This window comes from Pyxidicoccus xibeiensis, assembly GCF_024198175.1.
Taxonomy (GTDB): domain Bacteria; phylum Myxococcota; class Myxococcia; order Myxococcales; family Myxococcaceae; genus Myxococcus; species Myxococcus xibeiensis.
In genome coordinates this window covers 179591-200361 of the sequence record NZ_JAJVKV010000013.1, presented here as the reverse complement: position 1 = coordinate 200361, position 20771 = coordinate 179591, and the positions used below count along the sequence as shown (strand labels likewise).

Below are 20771 nucleotides of genomic sequence, written 5' to 3'. Positions count from 1 at the left end.
GCTCGTGCCCCTGGCCGCCCGCTCAGCTCGCGGCGGGACGGAGGCGGATGGCCATGAGGGCGTAGTGGTCGCGCTGGGCGTTGTCGCCCAGGTGCTCCCAGACGTCGGCGAGGGCCTTGGCGGCCTCGACGTACGCGGGGGAAAGCTCGAGCGCGAGCTCGAAGGTGTGGCGGGCCTGCCGGTAGCGCGCCTTGTCCGGCCGGCGGGGGCCGCGGGTCAGCAGCGCATTGCCCAGGGTGTAGACCTCCACGGCGGCGGCCTCGCGGTAGCCGGGCGTGGAGTTGAGCTGCACGGCGCGCTCCATGAGCTGCGCGGCGGCCTCGGGCTCACCGAGCTCGAGCTGGCAGAAGGCGGCGTCGCGGTACGGGTCCGCGGTGGTGGGGTCCACCTCGATGGCGCGCTCGAAGCACCGGAGCGCCTCCTTCGTGCGGCCGAGCGCCATCAGCGACGAGCCCTTGCCGGTGAGCGCGGGCAGGTGCTTCGGGTCCACGGCGAGGACCTTGTCGAAAGCGAGGATCGCGGCCTCGTGGTTGCCGGACATCGAGAGGCTGGCGCCTTCGTTGAAAGCCGCGAACAGCAACTTGGACATCGTTCCCCCACGGGACAGGGTGGCGCGGAGCGCGAGTCGCCCGCGTGTCGAGCCTGTCACCGTGCGGAAGGCCTGAAAAGGCATCAGTACGTCGGGCGTGCGTCTGGCTGATGGGAACCATCGGCTGGCGCGGCACGCCTCCCCAGGAGGTGCCTTGACCGGCCCACGCCAGCGGCTCCCAGCCCTCCGGGAGCCGCCATGGATTCAGGCGCCAAAGGGTCCGTGCTATGAGGCGTGCAAGCCCGACTGACTCCGGGCGGGGCCGGATTTCGACTTCCAGACCATGCACCTCTCCGCCTCCCCCCTCGTCGCGCTCCTCTGTCTTCTGGTGCTCCCTGGCTGCGCCTCCACGCCCCCCGCGGCCCGAAGGGAGGAAGGACCGGAGCAGGCGGCTCCCCTGCGCCCCACGGGCCAGAGCACCACCGCGAAAGAGGAGGCGAAGCGCAGGGACGAGCTCGAGCTGAAGGCACGGGCGGAGCTGCTCTGCCGGCACCACCAGTTGGGCGCTCCGGCGATGGCGCGCCTGCCCCAGGGCACGCGGGCGAATGACCTCATCCGCGACGTGGACCTCTTCTTCGTTCGCGACCATCCCGCCCTGGTGGTGCGTACGCCGGTGGACCTGCCCGCGGCCTTCGCCGAGGTGGCACGCCACATCCGCTGCGAGGTGGAGTCCGTGGAGCTCCGCGGCTGTACCGCGGCCGTCACCGTCCTGCAGACCCGGCCCCGGTGGGAGGACCCCGGCTTTCCCGCCGAGGCCCTGAAGGGCACCGCCCCCTCCGACGAGGTGCGCGCCAGCCTGGGGCGCTGGATGGAGCCTGAGTCAGCGCCAGTCATGGAGACGCACCGCTTCAGCTTCTCCATCACCCCGAGCGGCTGGCGTGCCGACTACGAGCTGCCCGAGAAGGCGCGAGGGCTCGAGGACCCCTTCTTCGCTCCGGTGGGCACGGCGGAGCAGCTGCTCGCGACGGCGATGCCCTCCGAGCCCGGGAGCTTCCCCGACGCTTCATCGCGCCAGGGGAACAGGGTGACGGCGTCCGACTGGCTGTGCCGCAACGACCAGGAGTCCATGCCGGCGGCGGCGGTCCGGGTCGAGGGCCAGGTGGTCGTCCGCTGCGTCATCACCCGGGAGGGCTCGGTGAAGAGCTGCCGCGTCCAGAAGACGCTCCCACAGATGGAGAAGACGGTGCTGGACTCCCTCTACGGCTCGCGCTCGAGGCCGGTCACCGTCGGCGGAGTTCCCATCGACGTGACGTACACGTTCACGCTCGACTTCAAGCCGCCGCGCTGAGGCCGCGGCGCGGCGTCACATCCGCACGCCGAGCTGCATGCCGGGCCACCAGAGGTAGTGCTTGGGGCCCTGGCGGGAGAAGCTGCTCAGCGCCGTCACCGGCTCGCCGTCCGGCGAGTGCAGCATGTTCATCGTGGGCCCGCCGATGATGGCGAAGCGCTTCGCGAGCTGGAAGCCGCCCATCACCCGCACCTGGTGCAGCAGGTTGGCGGTGGTGAAGCTCGAGTCCCACGGGTACACGCTGCTCGTCACCACATCCACGTCGACGAAGAGGCGCTCGGACACGGGGATGTGCCCGCCCAGGCCGATGCCCAGGGCCCAGTGGCTCGGCCCTCGCGCCTTCGCCGCATGGCCGATGCTCCCCACCACCGTCGTATAGAAGTAGCGGCTGCCCACCTTGAAGCCGACGTTGGCGAAGTGGCTGTCGCTGCCGTACGCCTCGACGTGGAACTGGCCGTTCTGGACGATGCTGACCAGGCCGAACGGCAGGCCGGACTCCACCTCCCGCGCCACGTTGACGAGGCCCAGCTGCATGCCGTTCAGCTTCCCCGCCAGGTTGATGAGCCCCAGCTGCATGCCGGACACGTCGCCACCCACGTTGAGGAGCGACAGCTGCAGGCCCTGGGCGGAGTCCGCCCAGTTCATCCCCACGGAGGTCTGCACACCTGTCATGCGCCCCTGCACCCTGTTGAGCCCCACCGTGCCCTGCACGCCCCCGAAGTCCCCCGACACCCAGTTGGTGCCCACCGACAGCTGCGTGCCCTCCATGGGCGCGGAGGACACGTTGCCGCCCACGGAGAGCTGTCCCATCAGGCCGCCCTGGCGGGCGACGTTGAGGCCCACCGCGGCCTGCAGGCCGCCCACCTGACCGGCGGCCCAGTTGCCACCGATGGAGAACTGCGCGCCCGTCACCTCCGCGCGCGCCACGTTGCCGCCGATGGCGAACATCACGCCCTGCACGGGGCCCGTGGCCCAGTTGCCGCCCAGCGAGAACGCCAGGCCATCCACCCGTCCGACGCGAGCGGCCCCCAGCGAGATGGAGAGCGTGTTGTCCACCGGGCCGACGTCGAGCACGTCGTTGGTCTGCACCGACGGGAACAGGCCCAGGTTGAGGAAGCGGTACGCGTTGCGCGGCGGTATCGGGGAGTCCAGGCCGCCCGTCGCGGACGCCATCGGCTCCACCGGAGGCGCGCCCATCAGCCGGGGCGTGCCCCCGCCGCGCATGGCGGTCAGCTCCACGCCGACGGGACGGAAGGCCGACTCGGCCAGCACGGCGCGCCCACCCTGCGCCAGCACCAGCTCCGCCTGGGACGCCTTGCCGTGCGCCTCGCGCATCACCGTGTACTTGCCCGGCTGTAGCCCCAGCTCCGTGGCACGGCCGGCGAACTTCTTGAGCTCCACCACCAGGCGGCCCGGCGTGTCGCGCACGTAGAGGCGCCCGTCGAGCATCTCCCCCAGCACCAGCACCGCCGCGGTGGAGCGCAGGTCCGTCATCACCAGCTCGCCCGTGCCCGCCAGCTCGATGTCGTAGGCGGGGTGCTGCGCGCCCGCGCGCGTCTGCTCGGTGCGCGCCAGCGTCTCGTGGAAGGCGAACTGGTACGCCTCGTGGAGCGTCACCCGGCCGTCGCCGGTGGCGTCCGCCGCGCCGCGCATGCCGGACATCAGGTTGTGGGTGAAGAACGAGCCGCCGATGCGGTCGGACTCCTGGGACACCTCGTCCTCGGAGGAGGACGTGAGGATGGCGTGCCCGCGCACCGCCGTGGACGCGTCCACCAGGAAGGCCGGACGGCGCACCCCGCCCTTCTTCCGCGCCAGCGTGCCGGACGCGCACGAGTCGAGGATGGCGATGCGCACGTCCGCCGGCAGCGACTCCAGCGCCTGCCGCAGCTCGCGGTAGCCGAAGCGGTCGTTGTGGAGCAGCAGGCCCTCCTCGTCCGAGTGGCCCGAGTAGTAGATGAGCGCCTCCGTGCGCCCGCCGCCCGTCTTCGCCGCGACCAGCATCGCCTTGAAGCGCGCCAGGGCGCCCTCGAAGGCCGCGCGGTCGCCCTCCATCATCAGCATCCGGTCCTGGGGCTGGACGCCGCCGAGCTCCTCCAGCACGTCGCCGAAGGCGCGCGCATCGGTGACGGCGTAGCGGAGCTTCGCCCGGCCGGGGCCGCCGTCATTGACCCCCACCAGCAGCGCGAAGCGGCGCACCGGGTGGGACTGCGCACCGGGGGCCGGCGCGGCGGAGGCCAGCGCGGGGACGAGCAGGAGCGAGAACAGGAGCGACCGCGTCATTACGGCACCTTCTCCAACGTGAAGGATGTCTGGACCAGCGTAGCCGGCAGGGGCAGCGGCCGGGTGCGCGCATCGGAGGGCTGGCGGGCCAGCGTGCGCGCGGCCTCCAGGATGGTGGCCACGTCGAGTGGCGCTTCGGAGGTGACGAAGAGGAAGCGCTCGAAGTCGGGCGCGTCGTCCAGCTCGTAGGCATGGCCCAGCGACACCGCGTCGCCAGGGGTGAGCGCCGTGGAGCCGGTCAGCGTCGTGGGCAGGTGCAGCGTCACCCCGCCGCGCCCGTCCACCGACACCACCACGCCGTGAGGGCGCCCACCGGACACGTAGCTGAGCTCCACCAGGTCTCCGCGGCGCACGGGGGTGCGGTCCGCGAGCAGCTCCGGCTCGATGGCGCCCTTGCGGTAGACGCGCAGCATCGGGGTGCCCTTGATGCGCTCGGTGTCCGCCCACGCGGGCGGGGCCGGCGCCGGGGCGGGCACGGGCAGCTCCTGCTGCGTGGACAGGAAGAGCAGCACCAGCGACGCGGCCACCGGCATGCTCAGCGACAGCCCGTGCCACCCGCCGTGCTCGCCGCCCCGGGCGGACTCGATGCGGGCGCGGGCGGCGCGGCGGCGCTCCACCTCGGCGGCCACGGCCTCGGGCGGGTGAAGCTCCAGGGTGCGGCGCGAGTCCTCCTCCAGCCGGGCCAGGCGGGCGGCGCCATTCGGCTCGCGCTCCAGGCGGACGCGCGCATCAGCCAGCGCGTCAGCGGACAGCTCGCCCAGGGCGACGCGCTCCAGCAACCAGTCGGGGGTGCACAGGGCCATACTCGAGGAGCCTCCAGCGCGGCGGGACGCGCGTTCAGTCGAACACCTGTCCGGGCTGGAACTGTTACCGCATCATGAAATGAGGATCAGCCGATGGCGCGAACCCCACGCCGGGGGGGGTGTGACACTGTGTGCGGGACTCGGGGCCCAGCTCACAGCGCGAGGACCATCTGCTCCTGGTCGACGTAGGCGCCTCCAATCTTCAGGGCGTTCGGCTCCACGCCGTAGGTGCGGAACCCCAGCGTCCGGTAGAGGCCCTGGGCCGCCCCGTTGCCCACGGCCACCGACAGGATGAGGCGCTCCACCCCGGCCATCCTCCGGGCCTCCTCGACGAGCGCGGTGAGCAGCCGCCGGCCGAGGCCTCGCGAGCGCGCCTCCGGCGCCACGTACATGCCCCAGACCACGCCGGTGTGCGCATGCTTCTGCCCCCCCGCCCGCTGGAGGCCCGCCACGCCCACCAGCCGCGCGCCGTCGAAGGCCCCCAGCACCACCTGCGCCGGCCCGACGAGCCGCGAGCGCACCGTCTCCATGGGCAGCGCCGAGTCCTCCGCGAGCGAGGCCCCGAAGGCCTCCGGGTGCTCCTCCAGGCCGCGCAGGCGCAGCGCCCAGAAGGTCTCCGCGTCCTCGGCCAGCAGCCGCCGGACGGTGAGCGGCCCGGGTCCTCCGCCCCGCCCCTCCGCCTCCAGCAGGGACGTGAAGCCGGCGGCGTAGTCCGGGTAGCGGGGCCGCCAGCCCAGCGTCTTGAGCCGGGCGTTGGACACGGCGCGGTCCCCGCGCAGCGACTCGTGGAGGCTCTCCAGGGGAACGCGGGGCGGCAGCGGCACGCCGACGCGCTGGCACAGCCAGCTGACGGTCTCCTCCTGGGGCGCGGGCCGATCATCCGCCACGCAGTAGAGGGCCCCGGGCTCGCCGTGCAGGAGCGCCACGCGGAGGGCCTCCACCAGGTCGTCCACGTGGATGCGGGAGATGCGCCCTCCCCCACGCTCCGGCAGCCGGACGGCGCCCGCCAGCAGCCGCGCGAGCGTGCTGCGCTCCGGGCCGTAGATGCCGGCGATGCGCAGCACCACCGCGCCCAGCGGCAGGTAGCGCGACTCCGCGTCGATGCGCGCGCGAGCGGTGGGTGACGCCGGCTCCACCGGCGTGTCCTCGTCCACATGCCCCCGCGCACCGCCGTACACGCCGGTGGAGGACAGGTAGACGAGCCGGGACGGCGGCTGCCGCGCGAGCGCCTCGGCGACCTGCACGTCGAGCCCCGCGTCCGGAGGGATGGAGACGACGACGTGCGCCCCGGCCGTCCGCGTCAGGGCGTCTTCCAGCGAGGTGACGCGGGCGCCCGCGCGCTCCAGCACCTCGCGGCGCGCGGAGTCCCGCGTGGCCGCCAGCACCTCACGGCCCGCGCGGGCCTCGGCCACCGCGAGCCGCGTCAGGGTGTAGCCAGCGCCCAGCAGGACGAGTGAAACGCTCATCCCCCCGCGATAGCGGGACCGCGGGGGGCAGCGCAAGTAGATGCAGCCGGATTACAGCTCCGCGCTGGCGCGCGGGTCGATGATTCCGCACTCCTTGATCTTGTACAGCAGCGCCTTGTAGCTGATGCGCAGCTTGGTGGCCGCGCGGCGCTTGTTCCAGGCGGTGCGCTGGAGCATGGCCAGTATCGCCTCGCGCTCGGCGAGCATCGCCGCGCGCTTGCCGATGTCCTTCAGCGACGGCTCACCGGCCGGCGCGGGAGGAGGCGGAGGCTGCGGCACGTCGAACGGGTTCAGGTAGCGCGGCGTCGGGAGCACCGAGTTCGCCGGCTCCAGCGCCGCCGCCGGGACGACCGAAGCGCCAGCCGGGGCGGAGGCCGCCGCGAGGGACGTCCCGCGCGACGGCATCTCCAGCACCTGGACGGACGAGGAAGGCGGCATGCGCACCGGCTCCTCGTGGTGCCCACGGCCGTAGGTGCCGTCATCACCGCCGTACGCGGTGGGCAGCGAGGGCGCGCTCGCGGGCGAGCGGCCCGCCGCGTTGAGCTCGTCCAGCACCAGCGTGGCGTCTTTCAGCACGCACAGCCGGCGCACCATGTTCTCCAGCTCGCGCACGTTGCCGGGCCAGTCGTAGTCCGCGAAGGCCTGCAGCACCTCGCGCGGCAGCTCCGACACGCCGTTGATGTAGTGGCGGCCGTACTTCTTGAGGAAGTGGTCCGTCAGGGGCACCACGTCCTCCCGGCGCTCGCGCAGGGGCGGCAGGCGGATGGCCACGACGTTGAGGCGGTAGTAGAGGTCCTCGCGGAAGTTGCCGAGGGCAATCTCCTTCTCGAGGTCGCGGTTGGTGGCCACCACCACGCGGCTGTCCACGCGCACGCTCTTCTTGCCGCCGACGCGGAAGAACTCCTCGTCCTGGAGGACCTGGAGCAGCTTGGCCTGGAGGCGGATGGCCATCTCGCCAATCTCGTCCAGGAAGATGGTGCCCTGGTCCGCCAGCTCGAACTTGCCCGGCTTCTCCGCCGTGGCGCCGGTGAAGGCGCCGCGCTCGTGGCCGAACAGCTCGCTCTCCAGCAGCTCCCCGGGGAGCGCCGCGCAGTTCACCTTGATGAAGGGCTTGCCACGGCGCTGGCTGCGCGCGTGGATTTCCCGGGCGATGACCTCCTTGCCCGTGCCCGACTCACCCAGCAGCAGCACCGGCACGTCCGTGTCGGCGATGCGCTCCACCAGCGCGCGTGCCCGGCGCATGGACGGAGACGAGGAGATGAGCACCCGCGCGTCCTGCGCGGCGTCCGGCACCGGCGTCACCACGCGGGGCGCGATGACCGGCGCCACGGCCTGACGCTCCGGAGCGCGCGTCCCCAGGGCCCGCGCCAGCACGTCCTGCAGCTCGTCGTTGCCGAACGGCTTGGCCAGATAGTCGCTGGCGCCCATCTTCAGCGCCCGCACCGCATCGTCCGCACCCGCCAGCGCGCTGAGCACGATGACCGGCGCACTCCCACCCTTGCCGCGATAGTGGCGCAGCACTTCCAGGCCGCTCATCTCCGGCATCACCACGTCCAGCAGCACCGCGTCGAACGAGCCTCCCGACAGCATCTCCAGGGCCTGCGAGCCACTCGCCGCACACCGCACCTGGTAGCCCGCGCTGCCGAGAAGCTCGGACAGGAACGTGCGCACCGACTCTTCGTCATCCACCACCAGCACCGCGATCCGATCCATCCCCACGCCTCCGCTCGCCCTGTGCATCGAACCTGAACCTCCGCCCATCTTCATATCGACAGCCGGGTAGGAGCCCCGACCGTGCGACGAAACTCTCGTGTACGGCGCATTTCCTGCTGCGCCGCGCTCAGCAACTGCGCGGGCGTGCCCACCGCGTCCGGGAAGCTCACCGCCCCCAGCTCCAGCGACGTGCGCACCACCCTGCCCTCCACCTGGAAGCGCGCCGCCTCGAAGCGCGCGCCCACCCGGCTCAGCACCTCCGGCACTGCCTCCGCGGGCGTGCCCGGCAGCATCAGCGCGAACTGGCAGTCACCCACCCGGGCCGCCGCGTCCGCCTCGCGCACCGTCTGCCCCAGCACCACCGCGCTGTACACCAGCAGGCGCTCCGCCATGCCACGCCCGAACTCCTTGCGGAAGGCGCCCCAGCCGCCCACCTCCGCCGCCACCAGGGAGAACGTCCCCCCGTAGCGCTCCGCCCGCCGCACCTCCAGGCCGATGAGGGCCAGCAGGAACGAGCGGTTGTAGAGCCCCGTCACCGGGTCATGCAGCGCCAGCGCGTTGCCGGACTCCTCGGTGGCCGCCGCCCGCAGCACCGCGGCCTTCAGCTTCAGCTGCGAGTGCAGCTTCATGGCCAGCTCGGCCCCGCTGCCGCCGCGCGACACCATGTCCACGCACTGCCCCTTCTCCAGGCAGAAGCGGTACGCCTCCGGGTCGTGAGGGTCCACGAGGTAGAGCACCGGCACCGTGCCACGGCTCAGCTGCCGCAGCCGCCGCGCCACCTGCACCGCCGCGTAGTCCGGAGCCTGCGCGGCCAGCAGCACCGCGTCCGGGCGGATGACCTCGAAGAGGGGCATCGCCGCGTCGAAGCGCGTCAGCGGAACGACACGGAAGCCCGCCTCCCCCAGGAGCATACGGGTCCGCTCCAGGTCCTCGGCTCGCGGCTCCACCACGAGCACGGTAGGCGGCTGCCCGGCCTTGCCTACCCGCTTCCGTCTCACGCCCACCAATCCGCCCTCCCCTTCAGAACTTTCTTCTTCACCGCGCCTCCGGCCCGCACCCGGATTTACAGTCCTGCACCCTCCACCGGGTTCTACATCTCCCCGGAATTACTGGAGAAGGGCACTGAACTACCCATCCTGGGCAGCGGTTTTAGCAATGGCTGTGCCACCTAGGCCTTCACGCAGGCGTGCCTCCAGCTCGGAGGCCTCCACGCGGTGCTTGAAGGCGGGCACGCCGTCGATGACGACGACGGGGATGTCGTAGCGCCACCTCTCGAAGGCCGCCGCGTCCTCGAGGATGGAGATGATCCGCAGCTCGAAGGGGATGCGAGCGCGGACGGACTCCACGACAATGGCTGCCTTGTCGCAGAGCGAGCAGTTGGGTTTCGAGTAGATATCGACTCTCATGCGGTGCAGGATGATCGGTTGATGCGTGGCCTGTCTGGTGACTTCTCGACGATGCCCCCCAAGGACCTCGTCGTCTACCTGGGGAACCGGCGGGTCACCGGTGCGCTCAAGCTGCATCGTGGGGACGTGCACAAGCAACTGGAGCTGCGTGACGGCCACGTCGTCAGCGCCAGCTCCAACCAGCCTCGCGAGTTCTTCGGTCAATTCCTCATCAACATGGGGCACCTGACGGAGGACCAGCTGGAGAAGGCCTTCGCCACCCAGGCCCAGACGCGCGTCTTCCTGGGGAAGATTCTGGTGATGACGGGCCTGGTGCCCGAGCCCACGGTCCGCAGCACGCTCAGCCACAAGTTCCGGGAGATGCTGCTGGACGTCTTCCACTGGGAGGACGGGACATTCGCCTTCGAGGCGTCGGACTCGGCGCCGGAGGTCGCGGGGCTGGACGTCAGCGTGGACCTGGTGGACATCCACCGCGAGGGCGAGTTCCGGGAGACGGCGTGGCAGGCCATCCGCGCCGTGTTCCCCTCCGGCTCGGTGCGTCTCACCATCGACGAGCGCAAGATGCCCGAGCGCAAGCCCGGCAGCATGGACGAGCGCATCGTCACCCTCATCAAGGAGGGGCTGAGCATCGACGGGCTGGCCCTGGCGCTGCACGCCACGGACTTCTTCCTCTACCAGCGGCTGTACGCGCTGTACCGGCTGGACGCGGTGAAGGTGTCGGAGCTGGAGCCGGAGCCCGAGACGGCCGTGGTGGAGGAAGAGGAGCAGGACGCCGGCGTCATCGGCTCGGAGTCCTCGTCGGACGAGGTGCTCCAGGCGGCGCAGCTGTTCCTGGACGCGGGCAACGTGCGGGACGCCGAGGCCCTGGCGCGGCGCGCGCACGAGATGTCCGCCTCGCCCCGCTCGGCGGAGCTGTTGAAGACGGCGCAGGAGCGGCTGGTGGTGGAGCTGCGGCGAGAGCTGACGGAGCCGCCCCGGGTGCCCGCGCTGCTGGTGCCGCCGGCCAACCTCAAGGCCATGCAGCTGTCCGCGCCCGAGCGCTATCTGCTGTCGCGCATCGACGGCCGCCGCGACGTGGCCGCCATCGTCCACGTGTCCCCGCTCCAAGAGTTGGACGCCCTGAAGTTCTTCCAGGGCTTCGTGGACCGGGGGCTGGTGAGGCTCACGGCGCGCTAGCGGGCGCGCCCTCCCACAGCTTCAGTGCTTGCCCGCGGCGGAGGCCGGCGCCGTCACCTCGACGGGGGCCGGCACGCGCTCCAGGCCCAGGCGCAGCGCCTCGCGGCCCAGCCAGGTGCCGCGGATGCGCCACTTCGGGTCGTTGACGATGACGGCGGCCACGGCCACGCGCGGGTTGTCCCTGGGCGCGAAGCCCACGAACCACGAGTAGTCGCGGAAGGGCTCGCGGTCCGCGAGCGTGCCCGTCTTGCCCACGGCGTTCTCCACGCGGAAGCCGCGCTCGCGGAAGACGCCGCGCGCGGTGCCGCGCGTCACCGTCTCCTCCAGCATGGCGGTGAGGTCCTTCGCCGCCTCGGGGGTGAGGACGGCCTCGCCCTCGGGCGGCAGCAGGGCGCCCGTCTCCGGCTCCACCAGCACCGGGTCCACCCAGCGGCCGTCATTGGCCGCCACCGACGCCACCAGCGCGCCGTGCAGGGGGGACAGGTACACGTCCCCGAAGCCCGCGCCGGTGTTGGCCAGGCCGAAGGCCTCGTCCGGGATGGCCGCCAGCGAGATGTCCGTGGGCACGGAGAAGGGAATCTCGCGGTTGAAGCGGAAGCGGGCCGCCATGCGCCGCAGGGCGTCCGCGGAGAGGTGCTTGTTCGTCAGCTTGGCGAAGACGACGTTGGCGCTCTTGCCCATGGCCAGCGCCAGCGTGTAGCAGGCGCCGTCGCGCTCGCTGTCCTCCAGGTGCTTCTCGCTCAGGCGCCGCTTGCCGCCGTGGAAGCACTCCTCCACCGACGGGGGGACGCCCGCCTCCAGCAGCGCGCTGCCGGTGACGATCTTGAAGATGCTGGCCGCGGGGAACACCGCGCGCACGGGCAGGCCGCGCACCTCCGGCCGCGCCGCCGAGTGCTCCGCCAGCGCCAGCACCCGCCCGGTGGACGGCTCCAGCACGACGACGGCGCCATATGGCACCCCGTAGTCGCGCATGATGTTCGTCAGCTGCGTCTGCAGCAGCGGGTCGATGGTGAGCACCTGCTTGCGGCCGTCCTTCTCCTTCACGACGAGCCGCTCGCCCTCCAGCTTCGCCCGGGCCAGCAGGTCCGCGGCGCGAGGCAGCGGCTGCAGCTTCGCGATGGGCGGAGCCGACTGGCGCGAGGGCACCGGCACGGGCGGCACCAGCCCCGGCTCCGCGGCCAGCGCGGGGATGCCGCCATCCGCCACCGACGCGCTGCCCAGCACCGCGGCGGAGGCCGTGGCCAGGGACTCGGGGCTCCCGGCGTCCGGGGGCGAGGCGCTGACGGTGTCGGCGGGGGCCTGGGCTGTCGCGCTTCCCGTCCCGGAGGCCTCCGGAGGCGCCTCGGCGGCCGGCTGCGGCCCGGTGGCGCCGAGCAGGAGCGTGAGGGGAAACAGCGCTGCGGCGGACAGGAGACGGCGGCGGATCGTCATGCTGCGCAGGGGCTCCGGGGGGCTCCAGGAGTCCCAGGGGGGCTCCGGAGGTGTGCTGAGCGTCCACTCTACCGACTGACGGCGCGCTGTCCACGGACGCTTCCTCGGCCGCTTTCCTCCATCCGCTGACGTCAGAAACTTGGCGATTGGGTGCGCAACTCCGCTAGGTTCCCCCACATCTTGGACGGATTGAAAGAGACACTGGTCATCTGGAGCGCCGAGCTCCGCCGGGCCGTGCGCAGCGGCCGCGCGCTGGTGCTGCTCGGGCTCTACAGCATGTTCTCCGCGCTGGTGCTGCTGGTGGTGGGCTGGCTCGCCCGCGAGGTTCGCACCGCCGTGGGCAAGCAGCTCGAGGACGCGGGCGCCAACGCCGACGCGACGGCGCAGGTCGGCGAGGAGATGCGCAAGGGGATGCTGGGGTGGTTCACCAGCAATGACACCGCGATGATGGAGGCCCTCTCGCAGGTACCGCTGGAGGTGCTCATCGTCTTCAAGATCACCCTCTTCTTCCTGCCGGCCTACGTCGTGCTGATGGGGTTCGATCAGATCAGCGGCGAGGTGGGCCCGCGCTCCATGCGCTACCTCACCGTGCGCGCGCGGCGCTCGTCGGTGCTGCTGGGCAAGTTCCTGTCGCAGGCCACGCTGCTGCTCGGGCTGGTGCTCATCATCGACCTGGCCATCTTCGTGTACGCGCGCATCGCCAACCCGGACTTCGGCTTCGGGGACATGGCGCTCAACCTGCTCAAGTTCTGGCTGGCGGCCATCGTCTTCTCGCTGGCCTACGTGTCCCTCACCACGCTGTGCTCCAGCCTCTTCCGGAGCCCCGCGGTGAGCCTCGTCTTCAACTTCATCGTGCTCTTCGTCTTCTGGCTGATGGACACCATCGGCCGCGCCTCCGGGGATGACGGCCGCTTGCGCTTCCTGCGGTACCTGTCGCCCTCGTACTACGCGGGAGATCTGCTGCACCCGAAGCTCGCCGAGTTCGCCGCCAGCGGCGCCGCCTACGCGGCCTTCGCGACCATCTTCCTGCTGGGCGCCTACGGCATCCTGCGCGTGAGGGACCTGTGAGCGACCTGGCCATCGAGCTGTTCGGCGTGTCGAAGCGCTTCGGCGAGAAGGTCGCCGTCAAGGGCGTCAGCTTCTCCGTCCCCAAAGGCTCCGTGTACGGCCTCATCGGCCCCAACGGCGCCGGCAAGACGACGACGTTCTCCATGATGTGCGGCTACCTCTACCCGTCCGAGGGCACGCTCAAGGTCATGGACGTGGACCCCACCACGCCGGGCGCCCTCAAGGGCCGGCTGGGCGCGCTGCCCCAGGACGCGGTGCTGCCGCCGGGCTGGGAGACGGGCGCGCTGCTCACCTACTGGGCCCGCCTGTCCAACCTGGACGACCCGGACCGCGAGGCCCGGGGCGCGCTGGAGCAGGTGGGGCTGATGGAGGCCTGGAACGTCCAGACGCAGGCGCTCAGCCACGGCATGGCCAAGCGCGCCGCCATGGCCCAGGCCCTCATGGGCCGCCCGCCGCTGGTGCTGCTGGACGAGCCCACCGCCGGGCTGGACCCACGCATCGCCGCCCAGGTGCGCCAGGTCATCCGCGGCATGCGCGACGCCCAGCAGACGGTGGTGGTCTCCAGCCACAACCTCCAGGAGCTGGAGGAGCTGTGCGACGCCGCCGCCATCCTCGACAAGGGCTCGCTGGCCCAGGCCGGCACCATGTCCGAGCTCACCGGCCAGGGCTCCGAGTTCCGCGTGCAGATTGCCCGCGGTGACGTGCTCCTCCCGGAGATTGCCTCCATCGCCGACGTCACCGACGCGCGCATGGAAGGCGACTCCGTGCTGCGCGTGCGCATCCGCGGCGGCGTCCGCCCCGAAGAGGTCATCAGCCGCGTGGTGGGCCACCTGCTCCAGACGGGTGTGCTCATCCTCGGCGTCAGCCGGGGCCAGCGCCTGGAAGACCGCGTCCTCCAGTTGCTGTGACGCGCTGCACGGCGGGCGGGCCCCTCGCGGCTCAGCCCGCCTTGCGCACCCACCCCACGTAGGTGTCCCCCCTGCGCTCCAGCCGCACGAGCGGATGGCCCGTGGCCTCGCACCACGCTGGCAGGTCCTGCTCCAGCCCCCGGTCCGTGGAGATGAGCTCCACGACCGTTCCTGGCGCCAGCTTTCGTATGAGCTTGGCAATTTCCAGGATGGGCATGGGGCAGAGGGCCCCGGACGTGTCCAATCGCACCCCGTCGAGCATGATCCTCACTTTGGCGGAATTTTTCTGAAAACTCCCCAGTTTCCGGGCCCCTAGGGGGGCTGAATCCCCCGCGGAGGGACAGGCCCGTTGGCTTGCATGTCTGGAATTCCCTCTGTTAAGTACCCCGCCCTCTGCCCTTGTAAACCCCCACGCTCGGGCCCGGAGTCGGACCTATGGCGAAGGAGCAAAATCAATCCATGAAGCCCAATGTCATCGTGGCCCTCATCGTGGGCCTGGTGCTCGGGTTCGTTGGTGGCCGTGTTGTTGGCGGCCCCTCGGCGAACAGCGAGACCAACAAGCCCACCGCGAACGCGCCGTCCGCCCCCGGAGCCCCTGGCCGGCGCCCGGTGGACCCCACCGTCTTCAAGGTGCCCATCGATGGCGCACCGGTGAAGGGCAGCCCTGACGCGCTCGTCACGCTGGTCGAGTTCTCCGACTACGAGTGCCCGTTCTGCAGCCGCGCGGACCTCACCGTGAAGAAGCTGCAGGAGCAGTACGGCAAGAAGCTCCGCGTGGTGATGAAGCAGAACCCGCTCTCCTTCCACCCCAAGGCCAAGCCCGCCGCCATCGCCGCCATGGCGGCCGGTGAGCAGGGCAAGTACTGGGAGTACCACGAGAAGCTCTTCACCAATCAGAAGCAGCTCGATGACGCGTCGCTGGAGAAGTACGCGCAGGAGCTGGGCCTGGACATGGCGAAGTGGAAGTCCGACCTGTCCAACCCCAAGTTCCAGGACGTCATCCAGAAGGACCAGGCCCAGGCCAGCCAGCTCGGCGCCAGCGGCACCCCGGCCTTCTTCATCAACGGCCGCTTCCTCTCCGGCGCGCAGCCCATCGACAACTTCCGCGCCCTCATCGACGAGGAGCTGTCCAAGGCCGAGGCCCTCGTGAAGGGTGGCGTCCCCGCCTCGCAGGTGTACGCGAAGATCATCGAGAAGGGCGTCGAGAAGGCCGCGCCGAAGCAGGCCCCCGCGCAGCAGGCCGCCGCCGCCGTCCGCAAGGTGGACGTCCCCGAGGACTCCCCCTCCTTCGGCCCCGCCACCGCCAAGGTGACGATTGTGGAGTTCTCCGACTTCGAGTGCCCGTTCTGCAGCCGCGTGGGCCCCACGCTGGCGCAGATCAAGCAGAACTACGCCAAGGACGTGCGCGTGGTGTTCCGCCACCAGCCCCTGCCCTTCCACGCCAACGCGAAGCTCGCCGCCGAGGCCTCCATGGCCGCGCACGAGCAGGGCAAGTTCTGGGAGTTCCACGACAAGATGTTCGCCAACCAGAAGGCCCTGGACCGCGCCTCCCTCGAGAAGTACGCGCAGGAGCTCGGCCTGAACGCCTCGAAGTTCAAGGCGGCCCTGGACAGCGGCAAGTACAAGGCGAAGGTGGAGGCGGACATGGCCGCCGGCAGCGCGGTGGGCGCCAACGGCACCCCCACGTTCTTCATCAACGGCCGTGAGTTCGTCGGCGCCCAGCCGTTCGACAGCTTCAAGAAGGTCATCGACGAGGAGATTGCCAAGGCCGACAAGCTGCTGGCCTCCGGCACCAAGGGCGAGGAGCTCTACGCCAAGATCGTCGCGCAGAACATCGCCGCCGCCCCGGCCGCGCCCGCGGCCCAGCAGGGTGCCCCGGCCGAGCCGCCGGTGCAGAAGGTGGACGTCGGCAACGCCCCGGTGAAGGGCGCGAAGAACGCCCCCGTCACCATCATCGCCTTCTCCGACTTCGAGTGCCCGTTCTGCAGCCGCGTGCTGCCCACGCTGAAGCAGATCGAGGAGCAGTACGGCAACAAGGTGAAGGTGGCCTTCAAGAACCAGCCCCTGCCCTTCCACGCCAACGCCAAGCCGGCCGCCGCCGCCGCGCTGGCCGCGCACGAGCAGGGCAAGTTCTGGGAGATGCACGACAAGCTCTTCGCCAACCAGCGCGCCCTGGACCGCGCCTCGCTGGACAAGTACGCGCAGGAGCTGGGCCTGAACGTGGACAAGTTCAAGGCGGCCCTGGACAGCGGCAAGTTCACCGCGCAGATCGAGGCGGACTCCGCCGAGGGCTCGCGCCTGGGCGCCAACGGCACCCCGACGTTCTTCATCAACGGCCGCACGCTGGTGGGCGCCCAGGGCTTCGAGGCGTTCAAGAAGGTCATCGACGAGGAGCTGAAGAAGGCCGGCGGCCCGGTGGCCGCGGACTCCAAGTAGTCAGCATCCCGCTTCCATGAAGCACGAGAGGCCGTCGGACCGCTGAGGGTCCGGCGGCCTCTGTGTTTTCCACGGGTGCCCGAAGGCGCCTGCGTCAGGAGACAGCGATGGCGTCGATCTCCACCTTGGAGCCGCGCGGCAGCGCGGACACCTGCACGGTGGCGCGGGCCGGGGGCGCGCCGGTGAAGTAGCGGCCGTAGACTTCGTTCACCCGGGCGAAGTCACCCAGGTCGGTGAGGAAGATGGTGCAGCGCACCACGTGGGAGAAGTCCAGGCCGCTGGCGGCGAGCACGGCCTTGAGGTTCTCCATCACCCGCTCGGCCTGCGCGACGACGTCTCCCTGCACCATCTCCATGGTGCTGGGGTCCAGGGGAATCTGGCCGGAGAGGAAGGTCATCTTCCCCGCGTCCACCTGCACCGCCTGCGAGTAGGGGCCAATGGCCTTGGGGGCCTGGTCGGAGTGGATTGCCTTGCGAGCCATGAGGCGCACCTCGGAGTTGGAGGGTGGCCACGGTGGCCACCCGGGGTTTTCCGGGGCGCTCTAGCACGAAAGGCGGCGGGTTAGATTCGCTCGACGGAGTACACCCCGTTGAGACGCTCGATGGTGCGCATCAGGTCGGTGAGCTGCTTGAGGTCGGAGATGGTGACCTCGAAGGTGTTCACCGCGCGGTCATCCCCCGTGGCCCGGCAGTTGGCCTGGGAGATGTTGACGCCCTTCTTGGAGAAGGTGTTGGAGATGTCCGCCAGGAGGCCCGGCCGGTCCGCCGTCAGCACGCGCAGGGTGACGGGGCGCTTGAAGTCGCCCCGGACGTCCCACGTCACGTCCACGCGGCGCTCGGGGTCCGTGGCCAGCGCCTTCTCACAGCCGACCGTGTGCACCGTCACTCCCCGTCCCCGGGTGATGAAGCCGGCGATGGGGTCGCCGGGGACGGGGTTGCAACACCGTCCGAAGCGCACCAGCACGTCGTCCACGCCGCCAATCTGCACGCCGCTGCGGTTGGTGCGTCCCACCAGCCGCTTCGCCAGGTCCGTGACGCGCGACAGGCCCGGCAGCATGGAGGAGCCGTTGCCGCCCGTGGCGGTGTGGCCGGGGCCGTCCCCCTTCGCGCTGGCCTCCGCCGCGGCCAGCTTCTCCTGCGGCACCAGGCGGTGGATGAGCTGCTGCGGCGTCACCTTGCCGTAGCCGATGGCCACCAGCAGGTCGTCCTCGATGCGGAAGCCCAGGTCCTCGGCGGCCTTCTTCATCTCCCCGGACTTGAGCAGCCGGTTGAAGTTCAGCTGGAAGCGCTTGAGCTCGCGGTCCGTCAGCTCGCGGCCCAGTTGCAGGCTCTTGTCGCGCTGCTGCTGCTTGATGAAGCCGCGGATGCGCTGCTGGGCGCGGCTCGTCTTGACGAAGGTGAGCCAGTCCTTGGACGGGTGCTGCTGCGGGCTGGTGAGCACCTCCACCGTGTCGCCGTTCTTCAGCTTGTAGCGCAGCGGGACGATCTTCCCGTTCACCTTCGCGCCCACGCACCGGTTGCCCACGTCCGAGTGGATGGCGTACGCGAAGTCCACCGGCGTCGCCCCGCGCGGCAGCGAGCGCACGTCGCCCTTGGGCGTGAAGACGAAGACCTCGTCGGTGAAGAGGTCCACCTTCACCGTCTCGAGGAACTCCTTCGGGTCCTTCAGGTCCTGCTGCCACTCCATCAGCTGCCGCAGCCAGGCGAACTTCTCGTCATCCTTGGAGATGACGGCCTTGCCCTCCTTGTACTTCCAGTGCGCGGCGATGCCCTCCTCGGCGATCTTGTGCATCTCCGCGGTGCGGATCTGCACCTCCACGCGCTCGCTCAAGGGGCCAATCACCGTGGTGTGCAGTGACTGGTACATGTTGGGCTTCGGAATCGCGATGAAGTCCTTGAAGCGCCCCGGCACCGGCTTCCACATCTCGTGCACCAGGCCCAGCGCCTCGTAGCAGGCGGGCGCCGTGGGGGAGATGATGCGGAACGCGATGATGTCGTGGATCTGATCGAAGTCGATGCCCTGCGCCTTGATCTTCTTGTAGATGCTGTAGACGTGCTTGAAGCGGCCGCTCACCTCGGCCTTCAGCCCGCGCTCCACGAGCTTCGAGCGGATGAGCGCGCAGGTGTCCTCGATGTACTCCTCGCGCTCCTTCTTGCGCTTGTTGAGCTTCTCCTGGAGCGCGAAGAACTCCTGCGGCTTCACGTAGCGGAAGCTCAGGTCCTCCAGCTCCGTCTTGATCCAGGAGATGCCGAGCCGGTTCGCCAGGGGCGCGTAGATGTCCAGCGTCTCCTGGGCGATGCGCGCCTGCTTCTCCTCGGACATGTGGTCCAGCGTCCGCATGTTGTGCGTGCGGTCCGCCAGCTTCACGAGGATGACGCGGATGTCCTGCGCCATCGCGATGATCATCTTCCGGAAGTTCTCCGCCTGCTTCTCCTCCTGGGAGAGCGTGGCGGACGCGGAGAACTTGGACAGCTTGGTGACGCCGTCCACCAGCTGCGCCACTTCCGCGCCGAACAGCTCGGTGAGCTCCTCGGCGGTGGCGAGCGTGTCTTCGATGGTGTCGTGGAGGAGGCCGGTGACGATGGACGCCTCGTCGAGCTTCAGCTCTCCGAGGATGCCCGCCACCTCGAGCGGGTGGACGAGGTAGGGCTCGCCCGACTTCCTCAGCTGGCCCTGGTGGACCTTGGCTGAGTAGACGTAGGCCTTCTTGATGATGTCCAGGTCAGGGTCCGGGTGATACGAGGAGACCCGTTGGAGGATGTCGTTCAGGCGAATCATCGAGGGAATGGCAATCGTAACTTTGACCCCATGGGGGGGCAACGTCGCCCCACACGGGGGTACTCCACTTTACGCCCGGACGTATCCCACCCGGCGCGTTCGCTTTCGTTGACCCGACGTTTTCCGGGCCCCTAGATTCGCCCACGCCCATGTCACAGCTCCTGCTGTCCGCCCTCTCCGTGGTCTGCCCGAACTGTGACGGGTATAATTCGCCTCGCTCGGCCACCTGTACGCTCTGCGGCCAGGCCCTCGTCGAGGCCCCGGCCCCCCGTCCGCCCGCCGGCAAGCCCGGCACGGCGGCGCCCAGGCCCACAGCGGCGCCCCCCGCCGGCCGTCCCGCCGCGGTTTCCACGTTTCCGGGTCCACAGCCCGTCCCACACACCACCCCGCCCCCTCCGAGCGCCATCCCTCCCGGCCTGCGCCCCTCGGCGCGGACGCCGCCCCCCACCGCCGCGGCGGGGCTGTCGGTGGAGCGCCCTGTCCGGCCTCCGGCCTCCACGGGAGGTCCGGCCGCGGTGCCGCCCGTCCGCGCGGCGGGGACCGCCCCCACCGCGCCGGGGCCCGCCGTCACCCGGCCGCCGCCTCCGGTTCCGGACAGCGCGATGCCTGGGCGGCCCGGAGCGCCCGGAGCCCCCGGCCCGGCTGCTGCTGCAACGGCCCGGCCCGCGCCTCCGGCCGCCTCCCGCTTCGGGCTGGCGGTCATCGCCGGCTCCACGCGGGGGCAGCGCTACAAGCTGCCCGTCACCGGCTGCGTGGTGGGCCGCCAGCGTGGCGCCATCCTGTTCCCGGACGACGCCTTCGTCTCCCCCCTGCACGCCACCTTCCTGGTGAAGGACGGCGCCCTCTTCGTGCGAGACGAGTCGAGCGCCTCGGGCGTGTTCGTCACCGTCGCCGGCACCGAGGCGCTCGCCCCGCGCACGCTGTTCAGCGCGGGCCAGCGGCTGTTCCGCTTCACGGGCCGGCTGGAGCTTCCCGGCCCCGCGGCGGGCAGGCCGGCCGTCTACGGCGCGCCCGTCCCGCTGGGGCAGGCCGTCTATGGCGTGGAAGAGGTGCTGCTGGGCGGGAGGGCCGGCCGTGCGGTGGTGACGGCGGCGCCGCTGCTCACCATCGGACAGGCCAACTGTGACTTGAGCTTCCCCGGCGACGAGGGGCTGGCCGGGCGCCACTGCGAGCTGTCTCCCACGCCCACGGGCGCCCTGCTGAGGGACCTGTCCGGCGGCCTGGGCACGTACGTGCGCCTGGCGTCCGGCGTGGAACGTCCGCTCCGCCCGGGAGACCGGGTCCGGCTGGGACAGCACGTGCTCCAGGTCGAGACGCTGGGCTGAAGCGGTAGCGCCGGAGCGCGCTCGGGCCGCGCTGCCAGCAGCCGTGGCACCCGGTCCTCCCGGGCGCCTTCGTGGCACCCGGTCCTCCCGGGCGGCTTCCCTGA

17 protein-coding genes are annotated in these 20771 nt (G+C 70.9%); 6 read left to right on the top strand and 11 right to left on the bottom strand.

From position 1 onward, the window contains the following. Nucleotides 1–22: 22 nt before the first annotated feature. Nucleotides 23–589, bottom strand: coding sequence for a tetratricopeptide repeat protein (locus LXT23_RS38965; RefSeq protein WP_253985518.1), 567 nt, complete (start codon nt 587–589; stop codon nt 23–25). Between the two features lie 283 nt (nt 590–872). On the opposite strand from LXT23_RS38965, the gene LXT23_RS38960 reads away from it, so the two are divergent. Further along, nucleotides 873–1877: an energy transducer TonB gene (locus LXT23_RS38960; RefSeq protein WP_253985517.1), complete on the top strand. Its 1005-nt coding sequence runs from the start codon at nt 873–875 to the stop codon at nt 1875–1877. 15 nt (nt 1878–1892) lie between these two features. On the opposite strand, the gene LXT23_RS38955 is transcribed toward LXT23_RS38960, so the two are convergent. From LXT23_RS38955 to LXT23_RS38930, 6 genes are all read right to left on the bottom strand, one after another. Beyond that, complete coding sequence (locus LXT23_RS38955; RefSeq protein WP_253985516.1) at nt 1893–4157, bottom strand: caspase family protein; 2265 nt, start codon at nt 4155–4157, stop codon at nt 1893–1895. Further along, a complete protein-coding gene (locus tag LXT23_RS38950) occupies nt 4157–4960 on the bottom strand; it encodes an ActD protein (RefSeq protein WP_253985515.1) in 804 nt (267 codons plus the stop codon). The genes LXT23_RS38955 and LXT23_RS38950 overlap by 1 nt, the downstream gene beginning before the upstream one ends. Nucleotides 4961–5112: 152 nt before the next feature. Beyond that, a complete protein-coding gene (locus tag LXT23_RS38945) occupies nt 5113–6426 on the bottom strand; it encodes a GNAT family N-acetyltransferase (protein WP_253985514.1) in 1314 nt (437 codons plus the stop codon). Between the two features lie 51 nt (nt 6427–6477). Next, nucleotides 6478–8139, bottom strand: a complete 1662-nt coding sequence (locus LXT23_RS38940; protein ID WP_253985513.1) for a sigma-54-dependent transcriptional regulator — start codon at nt 8137–8139, stop codon at nt 6478–6480. Between the two features lie 50 nt (nt 8140–8189). Beyond that, entirely contained in the window at nt 8190–9143 is a 954-nt protein-coding gene (locus LXT23_RS38935) for a GGDEF domain-containing protein (RefSeq protein ID WP_253985512.1), read from the bottom strand. 123 nt (nt 9144–9266) lie between these two features. Next, nucleotides 9267–9545: a glutaredoxin family protein gene (locus LXT23_RS38930; protein WP_253985511.1), complete on the bottom strand. Its 279-nt coding sequence runs from the start codon at nt 9543–9545 to the stop codon at nt 9267–9269. Nucleotides 9546–9566: 21 nt separating this feature from the next. Between LXT23_RS38930 and LXT23_RS38925 the strand changes: the two genes are divergently transcribed. Continuing rightward, nucleotides 9567–10721 (top strand): DUF4388 domain-containing protein, encoded by a 1155-nt coding sequence (locus tag LXT23_RS38925; protein ID WP_253985510.1) that lies wholly within the window; start codon nt 9567–9569, stop codon nt 10719–10721. A 21-nt stretch (nt 10722–10742) separates the two neighbouring features. Here the strand turns inward: LXT23_RS38925 and LXT23_RS38920 are convergent, their stop codons facing one another. Then, nucleotides 10743–12152 (bottom strand): penicillin-binding transpeptidase domain-containing protein, encoded by a 1410-nt coding sequence (locus tag LXT23_RS38920; RefSeq protein ID WP_253985509.1) that lies wholly within the window; start codon nt 12150–12152, stop codon nt 10743–10745. 180 nt (nt 12153–12332) lie between these two features. Here LXT23_RS38920 and LXT23_RS38915 point away from each other — a divergent pair, with 180 nt between their 5' ends. Together LXT23_RS38915 and LXT23_RS38910 are read left to right on the top strand one after the other, a co-directional pair. Continuing rightward, complete coding sequence (locus LXT23_RS38915; protein ID WP_256561584.1) at nt 12333–13220, top strand: ABC transporter permease; 888 nt, start codon at nt 12333–12335, stop codon at nt 13218–13220. Continuing rightward, on the top strand, nt 13217–14128 hold the full coding sequence (locus LXT23_RS38910; protein ID WP_253985507.1) for an ABC transporter ATP-binding protein: 912 nt from the start codon (nt 13217–13219) through the stop codon (nt 14126–14128). The genes LXT23_RS38915 and LXT23_RS38910 overlap by 4 nt, the downstream gene beginning before the upstream one ends. 31 nt (nt 14129–14159) lie before the next feature. On the opposite strand, the gene LXT23_RS38905 is transcribed toward LXT23_RS38910, so the two are convergent. Next, nucleotides 14160–14390, bottom strand: a complete 231-nt coding sequence (locus LXT23_RS38905; protein WP_256561583.1) for a sulfurtransferase TusA family protein — start codon at nt 14388–14390, stop codon at nt 14160–14162. A 197-nt stretch (nt 14391–14587) separates the two neighbouring features. Here LXT23_RS38905 and LXT23_RS38900 point away from each other — a divergent pair, with 197 nt between their 5' ends. Next, on the top strand, nt 14588–16564 hold the full coding sequence (locus LXT23_RS38900; protein ID WP_253985506.1) for a DsbA family protein: 1977 nt from the start codon (nt 14588–14590) through the stop codon (nt 16562–16564). Nucleotides 16565–16658: 94 nt separating this feature from the next. Here LXT23_RS38900 and LXT23_RS38895 read toward each other — a convergent pair whose 3' ends face one another. Both LXT23_RS38895 and LXT23_RS38890 read right to left on the bottom strand, forming a co-directional pair. Continuing rightward, entirely contained in the window at nt 16659–17054 is a 396-nt protein-coding gene (locus tag LXT23_RS38895; RefSeq protein WP_253985505.1) for a RidA family protein, read from the bottom strand. Between the two features lie 71 nt (nt 17055–17125). Beyond that, nucleotides 17126–19342 carry a RelA/SpoT family protein gene (locus LXT23_RS38890; protein WP_253985504.1) on the bottom strand — a complete coding sequence of 739 codons (2217 nt, stop codon included), beginning with the start codon at nt 19340–19342 and terminating at the stop codon, nt 17126–17128. A gap of 149 nt (nt 19343–19491) precedes the next feature. Here LXT23_RS38890 and LXT23_RS38885 point away from each other — a divergent pair, with 149 nt between their 5' ends. Next, nucleotides 19492–20667 carry an FHA domain-containing protein gene (locus LXT23_RS38885; protein WP_253985503.1) on the top strand — a complete coding sequence of 392 codons (1176 nt, stop codon included), beginning with the start codon at nt 19492–19494 and terminating at the stop codon, nt 20665–20667. Nucleotides 20668–20771 lie beyond the last annotated feature (104 nt).

What these genes read in the sequence shown, in the direction of transcription:
- LXT23_RS38890 (WP_253985504.1), bottom strand. Translation starts at nt 19,342, where the DNA reads ATGATTCGCCTGAACGACATCCTCCAACGGGTCTCCTCGTATCACCCG.
- LXT23_RS38955 (WP_253985516.1), bottom strand. Translation starts at nt 4,157, where the DNA reads ATGACGCGGTCGCTCCTGTTCTCGCTCCTGCTCGTCCCCGCGCTGGCC.
- LXT23_RS38885 (WP_253985503.1), top strand. Translation starts at nt 19,492, where the DNA reads ATGTCACAGCTCCTGCTGTCCGCCCTCTCCGTGGTCTGCCCGAACTGT.
- LXT23_RS38900 (WP_253985506.1), top strand. Translation starts at nt 14,588, where the DNA reads ATGAAGCCCAATGTCATCGTGGCCCTCATCGTGGGCCTGGTGCTCGGG.
- LXT23_RS38945 (WP_253985514.1), bottom strand. Translation starts at nt 6,426, where the DNA reads ATGAGCGTTTCACTCGTCCTGCTGGGCGCTGGCTACACCCTGACGCGG.
- LXT23_RS38950 (WP_253985515.1), bottom strand. Translation starts at nt 4,960, where the DNA reads ATGGCCCTGTGCACCCCCGACTGGTTGCTGGAGCGCGTCGCCCTGGGC.
- LXT23_RS38960 (WP_253985517.1), top strand. Translation starts at nt 873, where the DNA reads ATGCACCTCTCCGCCTCCCCCCTCGTCGCGCTCCTCTGTCTTCTGGTG.
- LXT23_RS38925 (WP_253985510.1), top strand. Translation starts at nt 9,567, where the DNA reads ATGCGTGGCCTGTCTGGTGACTTCTCGACGATGCCCCCCAAGGACCTC.
- LXT23_RS38920 (WP_253985509.1), bottom strand. Translation starts at nt 12,152, where the DNA reads ATGACGATCCGCCGCCGTCTCCTGTCCGCCGCAGCGCTGTTTCCCCTC.
- LXT23_RS38905 (WP_256561583.1), bottom strand. Translation starts at nt 14,390, where the DNA reads ATGCTCGACGGGGTGCGATTGGACACGTCCGGGGCCCTCTGCCCCATG.
- LXT23_RS38965 (WP_253985518.1), bottom strand. Translation starts at nt 589, where the DNA reads ATGTCCAAGTTGCTGTTCGCGGCTTTCAACGAAGGCGCCAGCCTCTCG.
- LXT23_RS38940 (WP_253985513.1), bottom strand. Translation starts at nt 8,139, where the DNA reads ATGGATCGGATCGCGGTGCTGGTGGTGGATGACGAAGAGTCGGTGCGC.
- LXT23_RS38930 (WP_253985511.1), bottom strand. Translation starts at nt 9,545, where the DNA reads ATGAGAGTCGATATCTACTCGAAACCCAACTGCTCGCTCTGCGACAAG.